Origin of the sequence: Serratia sp. EWG9 (genome assembly GCF_019913725.1) — a bacterium.
Classification (GTDB): Bacteria; Pseudomonadota; Gammaproteobacteria; order Enterobacterales; family Enterobacteriaceae; genus Serratia; species Serratia ureilytica.
Genome location: NZ_JADNRO010000002.1, coordinates 459978 through 478492, shown reverse-complemented (window position 1 = coordinate 478492; position 18515 = coordinate 459978). Strand labels below are relative to the sequence as shown.

Genomic DNA, 18515 nt, shown 5'->3' with positions numbered 1-18515 from the left:
ACGATTATCCGATACCTGAGTGTTGCGTTCAAGTATTCACCGCATTTGTTGTATTTTCTTTACTTGTTTTCTCCGCCGCTTCCCGCGCCAACTGCGCCTCCTGCCGTTGCAGGGTGCGCGCCAGGATCGACGAATACAGCGGCTTGCCGCCGAGCAGCTGCGCCACCACCGTAGCGCCGAGGCAGGTGATGATCATCGGTAAAATCAGCTGGTAGTTGTCGGTCATTTCCAGCACCAACACGATACCGGTCAGCGGGGCGCGCACCGTGGCGGCGAACAACGCCCCCATGCCGGCGATGGCGAAAGTGCCCGCCTCGATGCCGTACTGCGGGAACAAATGCGCCCCCGCCAGCCCGAAGGCGGTGCCGAACAGCGTGCCCAGCGCCAGCATCGGCGCAAAGATGCCGCCCGGCGCGCCGGAACCGAAGCACAGCAGCGTGGTGAAGATGCGGGTAATGAAAATGAACATCAACATGCCGACGCTGTAATTGCCCGCCGCGGCGATCGGGATCAGCCCAAAGCCGCCGCCCGCCGCCTCCGGCTGGATCAGCCCCAGAATGCCGCACACGCCGCCGAGCAGCCCGCCCATCAGCAGCACATTGCGCATTCTGCCGCCGTGCAGGCGCGCGAACATGTCCTGAGTGCGAAAGATCAGCGCGTTGAATCCCACGCCCACCGCGCCGAATATCGCGCCCAGCACCAGATAGAGCCACAAGGTGTTGATGGGCGCCGAGGCGAGTTTGCCGACCGCGATCACCGAGCCTTGGCCGTTGAACAGCTGGAACACCACGCTCGACATGATAACGCCGATAAACACCGCTTTAATCGAGATCAGGTTGTAGCGAAACTGCGGCCGCATCTCTTCGATGATAAACAGAATGCCGGCCAGCGGCGCGTTGAACGCGGCGGACAGCCCGGCGGCGGCCCCGGTCGCCAGCAGCGAATGGCGCGCCTCGGCGCCGCGAATGCGCAGCACGTCCAAGACCATGCGCCCGACGTTGCCGCCCATCTGTACCGTAGGCCCTTCGCGCCCCAGCACCATGCCCGCCCCCAGCGTTCCCATGCCGCCGATGAATTTCACCGGTATCACACGCCACCAGCGCACCGGCCGCAGCTCCTCCAGCGCGCCTTCGATCTCCGGAATGCCCGAACCGCCCGCCTCAGGCGCAAAGCGCCGCACCAGGTAATAACCCAGCGCCGCCAGCGCCGCGGACAAGATAAACGCCAGCGGCCACACCAGGATCCAGAAGTCGGCGACCTGCGCCAGCGAAGCCAGCCGCTGCTGCTGCACCCACTCCACCGCTTTATCGAAGGCCACGCCGAGCAAACCGGCCAGCGTCCCCACCAGCGCGGCCATCAACAGGATCGCCACCGGCGTTTTGTCGCGGCGGATAAACTGGCGCACCGCATCGCTGCGGCTAAGACGCGGGCTCAACGTCCCGACTGGCTGTGATTGTGATTCTGTCATCGCGAGTGATTCGTCAGGTAATTTGTAATACAAATAGGCAGGGCGATAATTCTACCCCAACCCGGCGGCGGGCGCTGCCGTTAATGGTATCTGACTGTGATCGTTTCATAACGCGGCGCTCTCCTCTAGAATAGCGCGGTCAAATCATTCAAAAGAGAATCCAGGAGCCGATTTATGAGCCTACACAGCAAGTCCGAAAGTCTGTACGCCCAGGCGCAACAGTTGATCCCCGGCGGGGTAAACTCTCCGGTGCGTGCATTCACCGGCGTGGGCGGTGTGCCGCTGTTTATCGAGCGCGCAGACGGGGCTTACCTGTTCGATGCCGACGGCAAGGCCTATATCGACTATGTCGGTTCCTGGGGGCCGATGGTGCTGGGGCATAACCACCCGGCGATCCGCGACGCGGTGATCGAAGCGGCGCAGCGCGGCCTGAGCTTCGGCGCGCCGACCGAGATGGAAGTCAAAATGGCGCAGCTGGTCACCGAGCTGGTGCCGACGATGGATATGGTGCGCATGGTGAATTCGGGCACCGAAGCCACCATGAGCGCCATCCGCCTGGCGCGCGGCTACACCAACCGCGATAAAATCATCAAGTTCGAAGGCTGCTACCACGGCCACGCCGACTGCCTGCTGGTGAAAGCCGGCTCCGGCGCGCTGACCCTCGGCCAGCCGAACTCACCGGGCGTGCCGGCCGACTTCGCCAAACACACCCTGACCTGCACCTATAACGATCTGGATTCGGTGCGCGCCGCCTTCGAACAGTACCCGTCCGAGATCGCCTGTATCATCGTCGAGCCGGTCGCCGGCAACATGAACTGCGTGCCGCCGCTGCCGGAATTCCTGCCGGGCCTGCGCGCCCTGTGCGACAAGTACGGCGCGCTCTTGATCATCGACGAAGTGATGACCGGCTTCCGCGTCGCGCTGGCCGGCGCACAATCCTATTACGGCGTCGAGCCGGATCTGACCTGCCTTGGCAAAATCATCGGCGGCGGCATGCCGGTGGGCGCCTTCGGCGGCCGTCGCGAGGTGATGGACGCGCTGGCGCCGACCGGCCCGGTCTACCAGGCGGGCACCCTGTCCGGCAACCCGATCGCCATGGCGGCGGGCTACGCTTGCCTGACCGAAGTGTCGCAGGTCGGCGTGCATCAGACGCTGACCGAACTGACCGAGATGCTGGCCGCTGGCCTGCTGCACGCGGCGCAGGAAGAGAATATTCCGTTGGTGGTCAACAACGTCGGCGGCATGTTCGGCCTGTTCTTCACCGACGCGCCGGCGGTCACCTGCTACCAGGACGTGATGCAGTGCGACGTGGAACGCTTCAAGCGCTTCTTCCACCTGATGCTGGAAGAGGGGGTGTATCTCGCGCCGTCCGCCTTCGAAGCGGGTTTCATGTCCGTGGCGCACAGCAAGGAAGACATCCAGCGCACCATGACGCCGCGCGTCGCTGCTTCGCCAAGCTGTAATCCCGGCCGGATGGCCAAAAAGAAACGGGCGCCGAGGCGCCCGTTTTGTTTTTCACGGCGGTTTACAGCAGCGTGCCGTAAATGGTCAACAGCGCCACCACCACCACGATGATCATCGTCACCTTGCGCGCCAGCGTCACCGCCGCCCGCGGCGTTTGCACCGGATCCATATGCGGATCGCGCGCCAGCGAGAACTGCGCCAGCCGCGTCAACACCTGATACGACGACGAATGCCGATCGCCGAGCGAGGCGAACCAGGCCGGCAACGCGCGCTCGCCGTGGCCGAACAACGCATAGGCCACCCCGGCCAAACGCACCGGGATCCAGTCCAGCCAGTTCAGCAGATGATCGATGCCCGACTGCGAACGCTCCAGCGGCGTATTGTGGCGCGCCAGCCAGGTTTGATAGGCGCGCAGGAAGGCATATCCCGCCAGCGCGATCGGCCCGTACGGCCCAAAGACCACGAACCAGAACAGCGGCGCCAGGTAATAACGGAAGTTGATCCACAGCAGCGCGTTTTGCAGCTCGCGCAGGCGCAGCTCCTCACTGCAGTCCACCGGCAAACCGTGGATCAACGCCAGCTCTTCCGCCATCTGATCGCTGGCATGGGTATCCCCCTGCCGCGCCGCTTTCAGGTAGGCGCGATAGTGTTTGCGCTTGATGCCGGCGCCGACGCACAGCAGATCGATGACGATCCACAGCAGCAGCGTCACCACGCCGAAGAATAACCCGTGCGACAACCACAGAACGCCCCAGACGATCACCATCCAAGCGGCGGTCATCGCCAGCGTCTGCGCCAGCGAAACCCGATGCAGCCGCTGAAATACCACTTCGAGGCGATGATCCAGCTGCCAGTGTTCCCCCAGCTTGAACAGGCGCTCCCAGGCCAAAACCAGCAACAGCGTAAACAGCGTCATTAGCGATTCCTCTCCCTTTTTCTTGTCTCAAGCATAGCGTCGGCGGGCGCGCCGCGTTGTTCCAGAGATGCCAGATAGCGATCCCAATCGAACGCCGGCCCGGGATCGGTTTTGCGGCCGGGGGCAATATCGCAATGCCCGGCGATATGCGCCGCCAACGGCGGATAATGTTCGGCCAGCAGCGCGGTGACCGCCTGCAGCGTGCGATATTGCGCCTCGGTGTAGGCTAACTGGTCGGTGCCTTCCAGCTCGATGCCGATGGAGAAATCGTTGCACCGTTCGCGCCCCTGATACAGCGAAACGCCCGCGTGCCACGCGCGCTGGTCGAAGGGCACATACTGCACGATCTCCCCATCGCGGCGGATCAGGCAGTGCGCAGACACTCGCAGCTGATGGATCTCGGCGAAATAAGGGTGCTGCGCGGGATCGAGCGTGCCGGTGAACAGCTGGTCGATATAGGGGCCACCGAATTCGCCGGGCGGCAGGCTGATGTTATGGATGACCAGCAGCGAGGGCGGCTCGTCATCCGGGCGCCGATCGCAGTGCGGCGAAACCACTCGCGTCACCCCGACAATCCAGCCATTTTCCAACTGCATCAGACACCTCTCTGCGGTGGTACTTATTCCTGCAACAGAGTAGCATGTTCCCCTACGAACTAACCGTCCATTTCGGAGTTTTCCATGCCGACACGCCGCTACAGTGCCGACCGTCGCCGCACCGAGCTTCTTGAACGTATTGAAAGTGATATTCCCTATTCCGTCGCCCAGGCGCTGCGCGAAGACCTGGGAGGTGAAGTTGACGCCGGGCGCGATATTACCGCGCAATTGTTACCGGCGGACAAGCAGGCCGAAGCCACCGTCATTACCCGCGAAGCCGGCGTGTTCTGCGGCCGCCGCTGGCTGAACGAAGTCTTTATTCAGTTGGGCAACCAGGTGCAGGTGGAGTGGCTGGTGGCAGACGGCGACCGTCTGATACCGAACCAACCGCTTTGCCGGCTGCGCGGCCCTGCGCGGGTGCTGTTGACCGGCGAGCGCACCGCGCTGAACTTTGTGCAGATGCTCTCCGGCGTGGCGACCGAGGTCAGCCGCTACGTGGCTCTGCTGGAAGGCACCCAGACTCGCCTGCTCGATACCCGCAAGACCTTGCCCGGCCTGCGCACCGCGCTGAAATACGCCGTGCTGTGCGGGGGCGGCAGCAACCACCGGCTGGGGCTGTCCGATGCCTTCCTGATCAAGGAAAACCACATCATCGCCTCCGGCTCGATCAAAAACGCGGTGGAAAAAGCCTTCTGGCTGCACGCCGACGTGCCGGTGGAAGTGGAAGTCGAGTCGCTCGATGAGCTGCAGCAGGCGCTGGACGCCGGCGCCGACATCATCATGCTGGACAACTTCAGCGTCGAGATGATGCGTCAGGCGGTCGCCCAAACCCAGGGCCGCGCCCAGCTGGAGGTGTCCGGCAACGTCACCAGCGAGACGCTGCGCACCTTCGCCGAGACCGGCGTGGATTACATTTCGGTCGGCGCGCTGACCAAACATGTGACCGCGCTCGATCTGTCGATGCGCTTCAAATGATCCCCTCGCCCCCGGCCGCCGCCGGGGGCGTTAACGCAGATTTGCGAAGCCCCTCGCACCGTTTTTCCCTCCGCTGCAAACGACATCAATACTGATGGAAGCACGCCGAGAAACGCGTAAAACCCGCTCGCCGTTCCCCCGCGCAAACCGCTACCGTTGTTTTCCACACCCTTATGGAGGAAACAACGCATGGAAACGCAACGCGGCTTTAGCCTGATCGAACTGATGGTGGTGATCGCCATCATCGCCATCCTCAGCGCCATCGGCATTCCCGCCTACCAGCGCTACATCCAGAAAGCGGCGATGACCGACATGCTGCAAACCATGGCGCCGTATAAGCTGGCGGTCGAGCTGTGCGTACTGGATGAAGGCGCGCCCGCCGGCTGTGAAGCCGGCAGCAAAGGCATTCCCAGCGGCGGCGCGTCGCGTTACGTCAGCGGGGTGAAAGTCGTTAAAGGCGTAATCACGCTGACCGGCACCCAAACGCTGCAGGGGCTGGCGGTGGCGTTAACCCCCAAGTCGAACGCCGATGGGCTGACCCGCTGGACCCGGCTGTGCAGCAGCGAAAACGCGACGCTGGTTGAGGTGTGCCGGGAAGTCTTCCGCTTCGACGACGCGGCGGAGTAACGGCGATGAACGCGCAAATCAGCGAAGAGGTTCACACCCTGTGTCGGCGCTATCAGGCGCTGGCGTTGAGCGAAGACCCGACCACCCTGACGGTCGCGCTCAGCGAAGAAGCGCCGCAGGGGCTGCTGGCGGCGCTGCGTTTCGCCACCGGCAAACGCATCCATCTGGAACAATGGCCGGCGGCCAGGTTGGAGCTGGCGCTTAACCAGCGCCACGAACCGCTCTCGGCGCCGCTGGCGGCCGAAGAGGACACAACCGACATCGCCTACCCCGACGACGGCGATGCGCCGGTGGTGCAATTCATCAACCAGACGCTGCGCCTGGCCATCCAGCGCCGCGCCTCGGACATCCACTTCGAGCCTTTTCGGCAGCATTTTCGCATTCGTCTGCGCATCGACGGCGTGCTGCAAACCCTCGCCTCACCGCCGCCGCAGCTGACCGCGCGCCTCATCGCCCGGCTGAAGATCCTCGGCCAACTGGATATCGCCGAGCGCCGTCAACCTCAGGACGGGCAGCTCAGCCTGACGCTGGACAGCGCGCGCTATGCCATGCGTATCGCCACTCTGCCGACGCTGCACGGCGAAAAGGTGGTGCTGCGCGTTCAGCAGGGCGAGCAACAAGAACTGCCGCTGGATCAGTTAGGCATGAGCCGGGCGGATCTGGCGCGCTACGCGACGGCGCTGGCCTGCCCGCAAGGGTTGATCCTGGTGACCGGCCCGACCGGCAGCGGCAAAACGGTGACGCTGTACAGCGGTCTGCGCCAGTTGAACGATGCGCAGAGCAACCTGTGCAGCGTCGAGGATCCGGTCGAGATCCCGTTGTTCGGCGTTAATCAGACCCAGATCAACGCCAAAACCGAGCTGAGCTTCGCCCGGGTGTTGCGCGCCCTGCTGCGCCAGGATCCAGACGTCATCATGATCGGCGAGATCCGCGATGCGGAAACCGCCGAGATCGCGGTCAAGGCCGCGCAAACCGGCCACCTGGTGCTGTCGACGCTGCATACCAACTCCACCAGCGAAACCCTGACGCGGCTGATGCACATGGGGATCCCCGGCTACCTGCTCGCCGGCTGTCTGAAGCTGATCGTCGCGCAGCGGTTGGTGCGCAGACTGTGCCGCCACTGCCGCTATCCGCACAGCCAGCCGACGCATTTTCCCAGCGCGATCTGGCCGGAACCGCTCACTGTCTGGCGCGCCGATGGCTGCGAGCATTGCTTCGGCGGTTACTATGGGCGCATCGGCGTGTATGAACTGTTGGCCATTACGCCGGAAATACAGGCGGCATTGCTGGCGAACGCCGCTCCCAGTCTGCTAGCGGATATCGCCCGCGAACAGGGGCAGCTTTCGCTGCTGCAAGCGGGCCTGGCGCTGGCCGCCGAAGGCACGACCTCGCTGGAAGAACTGTACCGCGTGATCGACGTCGTCCAGCCTGGCATAGCCGCGCCATGAAAGCGCGCCGGCTGTTTCTTTGGCAGGCTTTCGACGCACAGGGCGCCTTACGCCGCGGCGAACTGATGAGCGAGGAAAAATGGCAGGTGAGCCGGTTGCTGATCGAACAAGGCCTGCAACCGTGCCGAATCGGGCACGGCAAACGCGTTACGCCCGGCCAATGGCGTGGAGAACCGTTAATCCACTTCACCCGCCAGCTCGCCACTCTGCTGCAGGCGGGGTTGCCGCTGGTCAATGCGCTGCAGTTGCTGGCAGCAGAGCATCCTTCGGCAGCCTGGCGCTGCCTGTTGCGCCAGCTGGCCGACCAGGTGCGCGAAGGGCAACCGCTTTCCGAAACCCTCGCCGAACAACCGGGGATTTTTCCCCTGATCTATCGCCAGCTGATCGCCATCGGTGAACTGACCGGCAACCTCGATCGCTGCTGCCTGCAGCTGGCGCAACAACAAGAGGCCCAGTTGCTGCTGCGCCGCAAGGTGACCAAAGCGCTGCGTTATCCCCTCTTCATCTGCGCGGTGGCGCTGATGGTCAGCGTGTTAATGCTGGTGATGGTGCTGCCGGAATTCGCCAAGGTTTATCAATCGTTCGATGCGCCGCTGCCCTGGTTTACCCAAGGGTTGCTGGCATTGTCTGCGCAGTTGATCGCCACCGGCCCCTATCTGGCGCTGCTGCTGGGCGCGTCGCTGTTCGGCTATGGCCGCTGGCTGCACCCGCGCCCGCCGTGGCGCAGACGTGAACAGGCACTCTTGCTGCGCCTGCCGCTGATCGCCCGGCTGGTGAGCGGCGGCGCGCTGAGCCAAACATTTCGCATCCTGACCATGACCCAACGCGCCGGGCTGACGCTGGTGGAAGGGTTGAACGCGGCGGCGTTGGCGGCTGACCATCTGCTGTACAAACAGGCGCTGGAGCAGATGCAACGGCAGATCGCCGAAGGCGAAGCCTTTCATCATGCCCTGGGCCTGCAACCGCTGTTTCCGCCGCTGTGCCGGCAGCTGGTGCGGGTGGGCGAAGAGTCCGGTTCACTGGACGCCTTGCTGGATAAATTGGCGCAGTGGTATGAACGGCAAACGCACGAGCTGGCCGATACGCTGGCGCAAACGCTGGAGCCGCTGCTGATGCTGGTGGTAGGTGGGATTGTCGGCGCTTTGGTGATCGCCATGTATCTGCCTATCTTTCAACTGGGCAGCGTATTGGGATAAGGGAAAAAGGATAGCGGGCGCCGCGGTGCGCTGCGCCCGAATGCAAGGTGCGGCTTATTTGCTGCCGAAGACGCGGTTTTCCTGCTCCGCCACACGGATAAAGGTGGTGCGCTTGGTCAGCTCTTTCAAACGCTCGGCGCCGACGTAGGTGCAGGCGGAACGCAGGCCGCCGAGGATATCGCGCACGGTGAACTCCACCTCGCCTCGCAGCGGCAGCTTGACGGTTTTGCCTTCGGCCGCGCGATACTCCGCCACGCCGCCGACGTGGCGCTTCATCGCTGACTCGGAGCTCATGCCGTAGAACAGCATGAATTTCTCGCCGTTCTCTTCCACCACGGTGCCTTCGCACTCGTCGTGGCCGGCCAGCATACCGCCCAGCATCACGAAGTCCGCGCCGCCGCCGAAGGCTTTGGCGACATCGCCCGGCACCGAGCAACCGCCGTCGCTGACGATTTGGCCGCCCAGCCCGTGGGCCGCATCGGCGCATTCGATCACCGCCGACAGCTGCGGATAGCCCACGCCGGTCTTCACGCGGGTGGTGCATACCGATCCCGGCCCGATGCCGACTTTAACGATGTCGGCGCCGGAGAGGATCAACTCTTCCACCATCTCGCCGGTCACTACGTTGCCGGCGCAGATGACGTGATTCGGGCAGGCTTCGCGCGCTTTCTGCAGGAAGGCGACGAAGTGTTCAGAGTAGCCGTTGGCCACGTCGATACAGATGAATTTCAGTGCCGGAGACAGGGCCAGGATCTGCTGCATTTTGGCGAAGTCGGCTTCGGAGGTGCCGGTGGACACCATCACGTGGCGCAGCACCGATTCCGGCATGCGCTGCACGAAGTCAGCCCATTGCTCGACGCTGTAATGTTTGTGTACGGCGGTGAGAACGTCGAAAGAAGCCAGGGCCTCGGCCATGCGGAAGGTGCCCACCGTGTCCATGTTAGCTGCGATAATCGGCACGCCGGACCAGCTGCAACCTGAATGCTTGAAGGTAAACTGACGTTCCAGTTCAACCTCGGAACGGCTTTTCAACGTGGAACGCTTAGGGCGGATCAACACGTCTTTAAAGCCTAACTTCAAATCTTCTTCAATACGCATGACTTATGATTTCCTGGTTAATGGCGACGGATCGCAAGGAGGATATTCGAACCTCTGCCCGACGGCTTTCCCATGGCGCGGAAAGATGACGGCGAGATTAATGCCAGTTCCAGTGACGTTATAATACGCGCTAATAATCGCCGAACAAGACTGCGAATTCGCCTTTATTTACGCTACAATCCGACAAATTTACCTGCATAATCGCAGTGTGATTGCCCGCTCATTTCTGCCGTGCCGCTGCGCTTTTTCTCGCCGCCCAAACGGGGCCGAGGCGCAAGCGCCGCCTGCCGACTTGCACTTCTGCGCGATCGCTTTATGATTCGTCTATTATTTTTTTATGAACATCGGATGCACCTAACACCATGGCCTACATTGTTGCGTTGACCGGGGGCATAGGCAGCGGCAAAACGACCGTTGCGAACGCCTTTGCGCGCCACGGCGCAGCCATTGTCGATGCCGACGTGATCGCCCGTCAGGTCGTTAAGCCGGGCACCCCTGCTCTGGCCGCGATCGCCGAGCGATTTGGTAATGAAATGTTGCTGCCGGACGGCGCGCTCAACCGCGCTGCGCTGCGTCAGCGTATCTTCAGCCGCCCCGATGATAAAACCTGGCTGAACCAACTGCTGCATCCGCTGATACACCGCGAGACCCAACGCCAACTGGCGCAGGCGGCCAGCCCGTACGCGCTGTGGGTCGTGCCGCTGCTGGTGGAAAACGGCCTGCAGGATCGCGCCGATCGGGTGCTGGTGATCGACGTCGACGCCGAAACCCAGTTGGCTCGCACCATCGCGCGCGACGGCATCAGCCGCGAGCAAGCGCAGAGCATTCTCGCCGCCCAGGCCACGCGCCAGCAGCGCCTCGCCGTGGCGGATGACATTATTGACAACAGCGGCGCCGCTCAGGGGATAGAGCCACGGGTCGCCGCACTGCATCGTCGCTACCTTGAACTGGCGGCAACAGCGCCCCAACAGGATTAAACTGCATGAGTGATGTTTCCCCAACCGTTCTCTTTGAACACCCGCTGAACGAAAAAATGCGTACCTGGCTGCGCATCGAGTTTTTACTGCAACAGCTGCACGGCCAGCGCGCCCTGAGCGAAACCGCCATCGCCCTTACCTTTTTCCGCACCGTCTCCGATTTGCTGGACGTACTGGAGCGCGGCGAGGTACGCACCGAACTGCTCAAAGAGCTGGAGCGTCAGCAGCAAAAACTGTTGGCCTGGGCCGATGTGCCGGGCGTGGATATGGCGCTGATCGAGCAGTTGCGCGGCCAGTTGAAGTCGCGTTCATCGGCGCTGATGGCGGCACCGCGCCTCGGTCAGGCACTGCGTGAAGACCGGCTGATCGGCCTGGTGCGCCAGCGTCTGAACATTCCCGGCGGCTGCTGCAGCTTCGATTTGCCGACCCTGCACATGTGGATGCACGCGCCGCAGCAGGATCGCGATGCCGACGTCGCCGCCTGGCTGCAGTCGCTGGATCCGCTGAACCAGGCGCTGATCATGGTGCTGGATCTGATCCGTCAGTCGGGGCCGTTCCGCAATCAAATCAGTCTGAACGGCTTTTTCCAGGACAACGCCGAAGGGGCGGATCTGCTGCGCCTGCGCCTTCATCTGGCGCCGCAGCTTTATCCGCAAATTTCCGGCCACAAGACGCGTTATGCCATTCGTTTCCTGCCGTTGGACAGCGAACATGGCATGGTGCCTGAACGCCTGACGTTCGAACTGGCCTGTTGTTGAACTCATGAAAGCAAGCCTTCTCAGCACCGCCAGAAGGCGTAAGGAACCGTTATGACGACCGTAGTGAAATGCCCAACCTGTGGCACCGGCGTGGTTTGGGGCGAAGTCAGCCCATTCCGGCCGTTTTGCAGCAAGCGCTGCCAACTGATCGATCTTGGCGAGTGGGCCGATGAAGAGAAGCGCATTCCGAGCAACAGCGATTTGTCGGAAAGTGAGGACTGGAGCGAACTCGACGACCGCTAATCGCCGATTGAAGGCCTGGCGCACGCCAGGCCGATAGTGTTATTGCGCGGCGCCAGCCTGCGCCACCAGCAGTTGGATAATGCCGGCATTGGCTTCCGGGAACTCGTCTTCACGCAGCTCCGCCTGTTTTACCCAGCGCATCGGCTGCCCCTCACGGCCAAACGGCTCGCCCGCCCAATGCTCCACCAGATAAAAATTCAGCGTCACGATGCGATCGCTGAAGCGATGTTCCACCACCTCCAGCAGTTCGGCCCGCTCGGCTTCGATACTGGTCTCTTCACGCAGCTCGCGGCTCAGCGCCTGTTCCGGCGTCTCACCCGGTTCGATCTTGCCGCCGGGAAACTCCCAAAATCCGGCCATGTGCGCGTCAGCGGCGCGGCGCGTAATAAAGATCTCCCGTTGAGCATTGCGGATGATGCCCACGGCGATATTCAGATGTTTCATCTCACCCTCCTGATGGGTGCCAAAAAACAGGGGCTCAGCAAGCTGAACCCCCGGGTATTATCAGTCAACCGCGGCCGGCATTACTGCAGGCGGCCATGGCACTGCTTGTATTTCTTGCCGGAACCGCATGGGCAAGGATCGTTGCGGCCCACTTTGCGCTCGGCGGTCGCCGGCGCGTTCGGATCTTCGGTCACCAGCGCGTTCTCGTCGTGGTGGCTCAGCTGTTGCTGCTGCGCCAGACGCTCGGCCTCTTCACGGCGCTGCTGTTCCAGCGCTTCCACCTCTTCCGGCATCCGCACCTGTACCTTGCTCAGCACGCTGATCACTTCATATTTCAGCGATTCCAGCATGGTGGCGAACATGTTGAAGGATTCGCGCTTGTACTCCTGCTTCGGATCCTTCTGCGCATAGCCGCGCAGGTGGATGCCCTGACGCAGGTAGTCCATCGCCGCCAGGTGCTCTTTCCACAGGGAATCCAGCGTCTGCAGCATCACGCCCTTCTCGAAGTTGCGCATCATTTCGCTGCCGACCACTTCTTCCTTACGCAGGTACTGCTCTTTGGCGTTCTCCAGAATGCGTTCGCGCAGCGTCTCTTCGTGCAGCTCCGGCTCTTTGTCCAGCCACTGGGCAATCGGCATCTCCAGATCGAAGTCGTTCTTCAGACGCTCTTCCAGCCCCTGAATGTCCCACTCTTCTTCCAGCGACTGCGGCGTGATGTAGTTGTCGATGGTGCTCTTGAACACGTCCTCGCGGATGCTGGCGATGGTTTCGCTCACGTCGGACACGTCCAGCAATTCGTTACGCTGGCTGTAGATGGCGCGGCGCTGATCGTTGGCGACGTCGTCGTATTCCAGCAGTTGCTTACGGATATCGAAGTTGCGGCTTTCCACTTTGCGCTGCGCGTTGGCGATCGCCTTGGTCACCCACGGGTGCTCAATCGCTTCGCCTTCTTTCATGCCCAGTTTACGCATCATGCCGGACACGCGATCCGAGGCGAAGATACGCATCAGGGCATCTTCCATCGACAGGTAGAAGCGGGATGAACCGGCGTCGCCCTGACGGCCGGAACGGCCGCGCAGCTGGTTATCGATACGGCGCGATTCATGGCGCTCGGTGCCGATGATATGCAGGCCGCCCGCCGCCAGCACCGCGTCGTGGCGCTCTTTCCAGGCGGCTTTGATGGCTTCGATCTGCTCTTCGGTCGGTTCTTCCAGCAGCGCCACTTCGGCCTGCCAGCTGCCGCCCAGCACGATATCGGTACCACGGCCCGCCATGTTGGTGGCGATGGTTACCGCACCGCTCTGGCCGGCCTGGGCGACGATGTCCGCTTCCATGGCGTGGAATTTGGCGTTCAACACCTTGTGGTCGATGCCCGCTTTGGTCAGCTCTCGGGACACCACTTCGGATTTCTCGATCGAGATGGTCCCCACCAGCACCGGCTGGCCTTTGGCGGTACGCTCGCGGATGTCTTCAATGATGGCGCCGATCTTCTCTTTCTCGGTCATGTACACCAGATCCGGCATATCCTTACGGATCATCGGACGGTTGGTTGGCACCACGATCGTGTCCAGCTTGTAGATCGAGCTGAATTCGAAGGCTTCGGTATCGGCGGTACCGGTCATCCCGGCCAGCTTCTCGTACAGACGGAAGTAGTTCTGGAAGGTGATCGAAGCCAGCGTCTGGTTCTCGTTCTGGATCTCCACGCCTTCTTTGGCTTCCACCGCCTGGTGCAGACCGTCGGACCAGCGGCGGCCCTGCATGGTACGGCCGGTGTGCTCATCGACGATGATCACTTCGCCGTCTTTCACGATGTAGTCCACGTCGCGGGTGAACAGCACGTGGGCGCGCAGCGCGGCGGTAACGTGGTGCATCAGCATGATGTTGGTCGGCGAGTACAGCGATTCGCCTTCATCCATGATGCCGGCTTCCACCAGCATCTCTTCGATCAGGATCAGACCGCGTTCGGTCAGGTGTACCTGACGCGCCTTCTCGTCCACCGAGAAGTGCCCTTCACCTTTGAAGGTGTCGGAGTCTTCTTTTTCCTGGCGGATCAGTTTAGGGATCAGCTTGTTGACCTTGATGTACATCTCGGAGCTGTCTTCTGCCGGGCCGGAGATGATCAGCGGCGTACGCGCTTCATCGATCAGGATGGAGTCCACCTCATCCACCAGCGCATAGTGCAGTTTGCGCTGCACGCGCTCTTCCGGGCTGAAAGCCATGTTGTCGCGCAGGTAGTCGAAGCCGTACTCGTTGTTGGTGCCGTAGGTGATGTCGGCGGCGTAAGCTTCGCGCTTGGCCGGCGCCGGCATGCCCGGCAGGTTGATGCCGATGCTCAGGCCGAGGAACTCGAACAGCGGACGGTTGTTTTCGGCGTCGCGCTGCGCCAGATAGTCGTTGACGGTCACGACGTGCACGCCGCGGCCGCTCAGGGCGTTCAGGTAGGCCGGCAGCGTCGCGGTCAGGGTTTTACCTTCACCGGTGCGCATCTCGGCGATGCAGCGGTCGTTCAGTACCATGCCGCCCAGCAGCTGCACGTCGAAGTGACGCATGCCGAACACGCGCTTGCTCGCCTCACGCACCACGGCGAAGGCTTCCGGGATCAGGCTTTCCAGCGATTCGCCCTTCTCCAGGCGCGCGCGGAATTCGTTGGTTTTCGCTTTCAACTCGTCATCGGACAGCTTTTCCATGTCCGGTTCCATGCGGTTGATCTGCTCAACCACTTTGCGCATGCGGCGCAGGGTACGATCGTTACGGCTGCCAAAAACTTTGGTTAATAATTTCACTAACATGATGTTTGATATCTCTGTCATGACCGCCGAGCGCGGCAGTCAACTTGCTATTATTTATGGTTTTTGTGCCCAAAGGGCGAGTTCAGACGAGGGCGACGGGCCCGGCGCGAATGCCCTGCACCTGCGCCACCCACAGGCCGGTCTGGTGCCGCGCCAGCGTTGGCAGCACCTCAAGGTGGGTATGGCGAATGATGGTCGGCGGCTTCGGCTCGTGCGTCAGCAGCGCGTTGAGAGTGGAAAGCAGCGCCAGTTGCGCTACCTGCAAAGGGGGTTCCGTTTCGGCTTCGCTCTCCTGCACCCGCGCATAAACCGCCTGCGGCGCCAGCGCGAAAGAGAGGTGACGGATGACGGTGCGCAGCGCATGTTGCTGCCAATAATCTACGCTGAAGGTAGGACGGCGATGCGCGTCCTGCAGCAGGGCCAGGCTGTTGAAGGTGCCGTTGGCCGAATTTTGCCGGTTAAGGCTGGACGATGTGCTCGGCAATGCAGCCTGATCGGGTGCGCCGGACAAATTGGAAGGCGCGCCAAGCGTGGCCGCAACCATCCCTAACAGGAGATGGGGCCAGAAATAACGTCTGCCAAATTGTCGCCAACGATTTAGAATACCGATCACGAGTTTATAATCCGCCGGAGCCCATTATGCGCGATAGCCGTCCACAATTATTAGATGTCCTGTTCGACGACGCGTCTGCCGGCAGCAAAGGGCCGCTGCATAACGTCCAGCAACGCGCGGTGGCGCTGCTCAAGCTTAACCGTGCAGTGAAGGGCCTGTTGCCCGCTCCCCTGCATCCCTGGTGCCGCGTCGCGAATTTCCGACAGGGTATTTTAGTGCTCGAAACGGCAAATGCCAGTTGGATGATGCGCTTGCGCTACGAACAACCCGCTTTGCTGTCTGCACTACGAGCGCAAATTCTACCATCATTGTCGTCGATCGACATCAGGATTAATCCGGCCTTGATGGCGAAAGGCAGCAACCAGGTGCAAAACGCCGAAAAAGCGCCGGAAAAACCCGTGCCGATGCGGCATTTGAGTCTGGAGAGTGCGGAAGAGCTGAGGGGATTGGCGAGCCGTAGCCCGGAGAAACTGCGCAAGATATTGGAACGGCTGGCTGCATTGGCCGGAGAGGGTACCAACACAACCAGTCGTGATAAGTAATCAGCGACACGGACTGCAAAATACCGGACAGCCGACACCACACCATCGTGAGCCTGAATTCTCAGGCTCTCAGGGGATGCGCCTGCCGTTATTCGCAGGTGAGGAATGCAGACCTTACGCCAATACGGTAGACGGTGCCTTGAATGCCAATGGCATTTCGGCTTCGTCCTGGAAGGTCACGTATTCCCACGCTTCCTGCTTGGCCAGCACGGCCTGCAGCAGTTTGTTGTTCAGCGCGTGGCCAGACTTGAACGCGGTGAACGCGCCAATGATGTTGTGGCCGCACATGAACAGGTCGCCGATGGCGTCCAGCATTTTGTGACGTACGAATTCGTCTTCGAAACGCAGACCGTCTTCGTTCAGCACGCGGTAGTCATCTACCACGATGGCGCAGTCGAAGCTGCCGCCCAAGGCCAGGCCACGGGACTGCAGGTATTCGATATCACGCATGAACCCGAAGGTGCGCGCGCGGCTGATTTGACGCACGAACGACTCAGCCGAGAAATCAAGACGATAGCGCTGAGAGCTGGCGTCGATGGCCGGGTGGTTGAAGTCGATGGTGAAGTCCAGGCGGAACCCGTTATGCGGGGACAGCTCGGCCCACTTGTCGCCATCTTCAACGCGTACGGTCTCTTTCAGACGCAGGAATTTCTTCGCCGAGTTCAGTTCTTCGATGCCGGCATCCAGCAGCAAGAACACGAACGGACTGGCGCTGCCGTCCATGATTGGGATTTCAGCGGCGTCGACTTCGATGACGATGTTGTCGATGCCCAGCCCAGCCAGCGCGGCGTTAAGATGCTCAACGGTCGAAATACGCACGTCATGCTCATTCACCAGGCAAGTACAGAGCATGGTATCACGCACGGATTTTGCATCAGCCGGAAAATCAACCGGTGGATTCAAGTCAGTGCGACGATAGATGACCCCGGTATTAGCCGGCGCTGGGCGCATTGTCAGCGTGACTTTCTTGCCGGTATGCAAACCGACGCCAGTCGCCTGAACAATACGTTTTAATGTCCTTTGTTTGATCATCGTTTTATCTCGCAATGTTATCCATCCTACCAGCCAAGCATACAGCATGGCTGGCGGGACAGTTTAGCACAAAGAGCGGAGATTCCAAATTCTCAGGATATTCTTAGTCTGCCTGTTTACGCAGGAAGGCTGGAATATCAAGATAGTCGGGCTCTTTATTCGGCTGCGCAGCTTGGTCGTTGACCACCTTCGCGGCAGGTTTCACTTCCTGCGGCAGAGGCGACATGCCGTGCTGCTGATAACGGTGATCCATCACCGGCTGGCTGGCCTGTTTATTGGTCACCAGGGTGATTTCAGGACGCTTGTCCATACCGATACCGGTTGCAACCACGGTTACGCGCAGTTCGTCGTTCATTTCCGGATCCAGCGAGGTACCGATAACCACGGTGGCGTTGTCGGAAGCGAACGCACGGATGGTGTTACCCACGGTTTCGAACTCATCCAGACGCAGGTCGAAGCCGGCGGTGATGTTGACCAGTACGCCGCGCGCGCCGGACAGGTCGATGTCTTCCAGCAGTGGGCTGGAGATCGCCATTTCGGCCGCTTCTTCGGCGCGGTCTTCACCGCAAGCCACGCCAGAACCCATCATCGCGTAGCCCATTTCGGACATCACGGTGCGCACGTCGGCGAAGTCGACGTTCATCAGGCCCGGACGGGTGATCAGCTCGGCGATACCCTGCACCGCGCCTTTCAGCACGTCGTTGGCCGCGCCGAACGCGTCCAGCAGGGAGATGCCGCGACCCAGAACTTTCAACAGCTTGTCGTTCGGGATGGTGATCAGTGAGTCCACGTGTTTGGACAGTTCAGCGATACCCTGCTCCGCGAATGCCATGCGCTTTTTGCCTTCGAAGTTGAAAGGCTTGGTCACCACGGCCACGGTCAGAATACCCAAATCTTTAGCCACTTCAGCCACCACTGGCGCCGCACCGGTACCGGTGCCGCCGCCCATGCCGGCTGCGATGAAGACCATGTCTGCGCCGTCCAGCGCTGCGCGCAGGGCTTCGCGGTCTTCTTCCGCTGAATTGCGACCCACTTCCGGGTTCGCGCCCGCACCCAGACCTTTGGTAATACCGCTACCAATCTGGATGGTTTGGCCAACCGCCGTTTTGCGGAGCGCCTGGGCGTCCGTGTTCACAGCGAAGAATTCAACACCTTCGATGCGCTCGCGCACCATGTGTTCAACGGCGTTGCCACCGCCGCCGCCGACGCCGATGACTTTAATCACCGCGTCATTGGTTAGTTCCATTGGTTCAAACATAGTTTCTCTCCGTTTTGTGCCTGTCGCTGCGAGATCATAAAAAGATTACTCAGCATGATCTCTTTGTTGAA

17 protein-coding genes and 1 pseudogene are annotated in these 18515 nt (G+C 61.3%); 9 read left to right on the top strand and 9 right to left on the bottom strand.

The genetic code is table 11. The features are described from left to right. Window positions 1–28: 28 nt before the first annotated feature. A complete protein-coding gene (gene clcA, locus ITX55_RS07665) occupies window positions 29–1468 on the bottom strand; it encodes a H(+)/Cl(-) exchange transporter ClcA (protein ID WP_033641864.1) in 1440 nt (479 codons plus the stop codon). A 174-nt stretch (window positions 1469–1642) separates the two neighbouring features. On the opposite strand from clcA, the pseudogene hemL reads away from it, so the two are divergent. After that, window positions 1643–2931 (top strand): annotated as a pseudogene (hemL, locus tag ITX55_RS07660) (glutamate-1-semialdehyde 2,1-aminomutase). A gap of 62 nt (window positions 2932–2993) precedes the next feature. On the opposite strand, the gene ampE reads toward hemL, so the two are convergent. Both ampE and ampD read right to left on the bottom strand, forming a co-directional pair. Next, the gene (gene ampE / locus ITX55_RS07655; RefSeq protein WP_033631795.1) at window positions 2994–3848 is read right to left on the bottom strand and encodes a beta-lactamase regulator AmpE; all 855 of its coding nucleotides are present in this window, start codon (window positions 3846–3848) and stop codon (window positions 2994–2996) included. Further along, window positions 3848–4444, bottom strand: a complete 597-nt coding sequence (gene ampD, locus ITX55_RS07650) for a 1,6-anhydro-N-acetylmuramyl-L-alanine amidase AmpD (RefSeq protein WP_025301585.1) — start codon at window positions 4442–4444, stop codon at window positions 3848–3850. The genes ampE and ampD overlap by 1 nt, the downstream gene beginning before the upstream one ends. Window positions 4445–4528: 84 nt before the next feature. Here ampD and nadC point away from each other — a divergent pair, with 84 nt between their 5' ends. From nadC to hofC, 4 genes are all read left to right on the top strand, one after another. Further along, window positions 4529–5419 (top strand): carboxylating nicotinate-nucleotide diphosphorylase, encoded by an 891-nt coding sequence (nadC, locus tag ITX55_RS07645; RefSeq protein ID WP_025301584.1) that lies wholly within the window; start codon window positions 4529–4531, stop codon window positions 5417–5419. A 189-nt stretch (window positions 5420–5608) separates the two neighbouring features. Beyond that, window positions 5609–6046, top strand: coding sequence for a prepilin peptidase-dependent pilin (gene ppdD, locus ITX55_RS07640; protein WP_033651664.1), 438 nt, complete (start codon window positions 5609–5611; stop codon window positions 6044–6046). Between the two features lie 5 nt (window positions 6047–6051). Continuing rightward, entirely contained in the window at window positions 6052–7494 is a 1443-nt protein-coding gene (gene gspE, locus ITX55_RS07635; RefSeq protein ID WP_223084985.1) for a type II secretion system protein GspE, read from the top strand. Beyond that, window positions 7491–8690 carry a protein transport protein HofC gene (gene hofC / locus ITX55_RS07630; protein ID WP_108680173.1) on the top strand — a complete coding sequence of 400 codons (1200 nt, stop codon included), beginning with the start codon at window positions 7491–7493 and terminating at the stop codon, window positions 8688–8690. The genes gspE and hofC overlap by 4 nt, the downstream gene beginning before the upstream one ends. Window positions 8691–8744: 54 nt before the next feature. Here hofC and ITX55_RS07625 read toward each other — a convergent pair whose 3' ends face one another. Next, the gene (locus ITX55_RS07625) at window positions 8745–9788 is read right to left on the bottom strand and encodes a GMP reductase (RefSeq protein WP_015376656.1); all 1044 of its coding nucleotides are present in this window, start codon (window positions 9786–9788) and stop codon (window positions 8745–8747) included. A 362-nt stretch (window positions 9789–10150) separates the two neighbouring features. On the opposite strand from ITX55_RS07625, the gene coaE reads away from it, so the two are divergent. The 3 genes from coaE to yacG are packed head-to-tail and all read left to right on the top strand — an operon-like array spanning window position 10151 to window position 11766. Beyond that, window positions 10151–10765, top strand: a complete 615-nt coding sequence (coaE, locus tag ITX55_RS07620; RefSeq protein WP_072626735.1) for a dephospho-CoA kinase — start codon at window positions 10151–10153, stop codon at window positions 10763–10765. 5 nt (window positions 10766–10770) lie between these two features. After that, complete coding sequence (gene zapD, locus ITX55_RS07615) at window positions 10771–11523, top strand: cell division protein ZapD (protein ID WP_033641859.1); 753 nt, start codon at window positions 10771–10773, stop codon at window positions 11521–11523. Window positions 11524–11574: 51 nt separating this feature from the next. Further along, window positions 11575–11766 carry a DNA gyrase inhibitor YacG gene (gene yacG / locus ITX55_RS07610; protein ID WP_025301578.1) on the top strand — a complete coding sequence of 64 codons (192 nt, stop codon included), beginning with the start codon at window positions 11575–11577 and terminating at the stop codon, window positions 11764–11766. A gap of 39 nt (window positions 11767–11805) precedes the next feature. Here the strand turns inward: yacG and mutT are convergent, their stop codons facing one another. The 3 genes from mutT to secM all read right to left on the bottom strand — a co-directional run bounded on the left by mutT (window position 11806) and on the right by secM (window position 15612). Next, complete coding sequence (gene mutT / locus ITX55_RS07605) at window positions 11806–12210, bottom strand: 8-oxo-dGTP diphosphatase MutT (RefSeq protein WP_108680172.1); 405 nt, start codon at window positions 12208–12210, stop codon at window positions 11806–11808. 80 nt (window positions 12211–12290) lie between these two features. Next, window positions 12291–14999, bottom strand: coding sequence for a preprotein translocase subunit SecA (gene secA, locus ITX55_RS07600; RefSeq protein WP_042783690.1), 2709 nt, complete (start codon window positions 14997–14999; stop codon window positions 12291–12293). An 82-nt stretch (window positions 15000–15081) separates the two neighbouring features. Beyond that, the gene (secM, locus tag ITX55_RS07595; RefSeq protein ID WP_089191184.1) at window positions 15082–15612 is read right to left on the bottom strand and encodes a secA translation cis-regulator SecM; all 531 of its coding nucleotides are present in this window, start codon (window positions 15610–15612) and stop codon (window positions 15082–15084) included. Between the two features lie 26 nt (window positions 15613–15638). On the opposite strand from secM, the gene ITX55_RS07590 reads away from it, so the two are divergent. Beyond that, window positions 15639–16154 (top strand): DUF721 domain-containing protein, encoded by a 516-nt coding sequence (locus ITX55_RS07590; protein WP_004932751.1) that lies wholly within the window; start codon window positions 15639–15641, stop codon window positions 16152–16154. A 114-nt stretch (window positions 16155–16268) separates the two neighbouring features. Here ITX55_RS07590 and lpxC read toward each other — a convergent pair whose 3' ends face one another. After that, a complete protein-coding gene (lpxC, locus tag ITX55_RS07585; protein WP_004932754.1) occupies window positions 16269–17186 on the bottom strand; it encodes a UDP-3-O-acyl-N-acetylglucosamine deacetylase in 918 nt (305 codons plus the stop codon). 103 nt (window positions 17187–17289) lie between these two features. Then, window positions 17290–18444 (bottom strand): cell division protein FtsZ, encoded by a 1155-nt coding sequence (gene ftsZ, locus ITX55_RS07580; protein WP_004932757.1) that lies wholly within the window; start codon window positions 18442–18444, stop codon window positions 17290–17292. Window positions 18445–18515 lie beyond the last annotated feature (71 nt).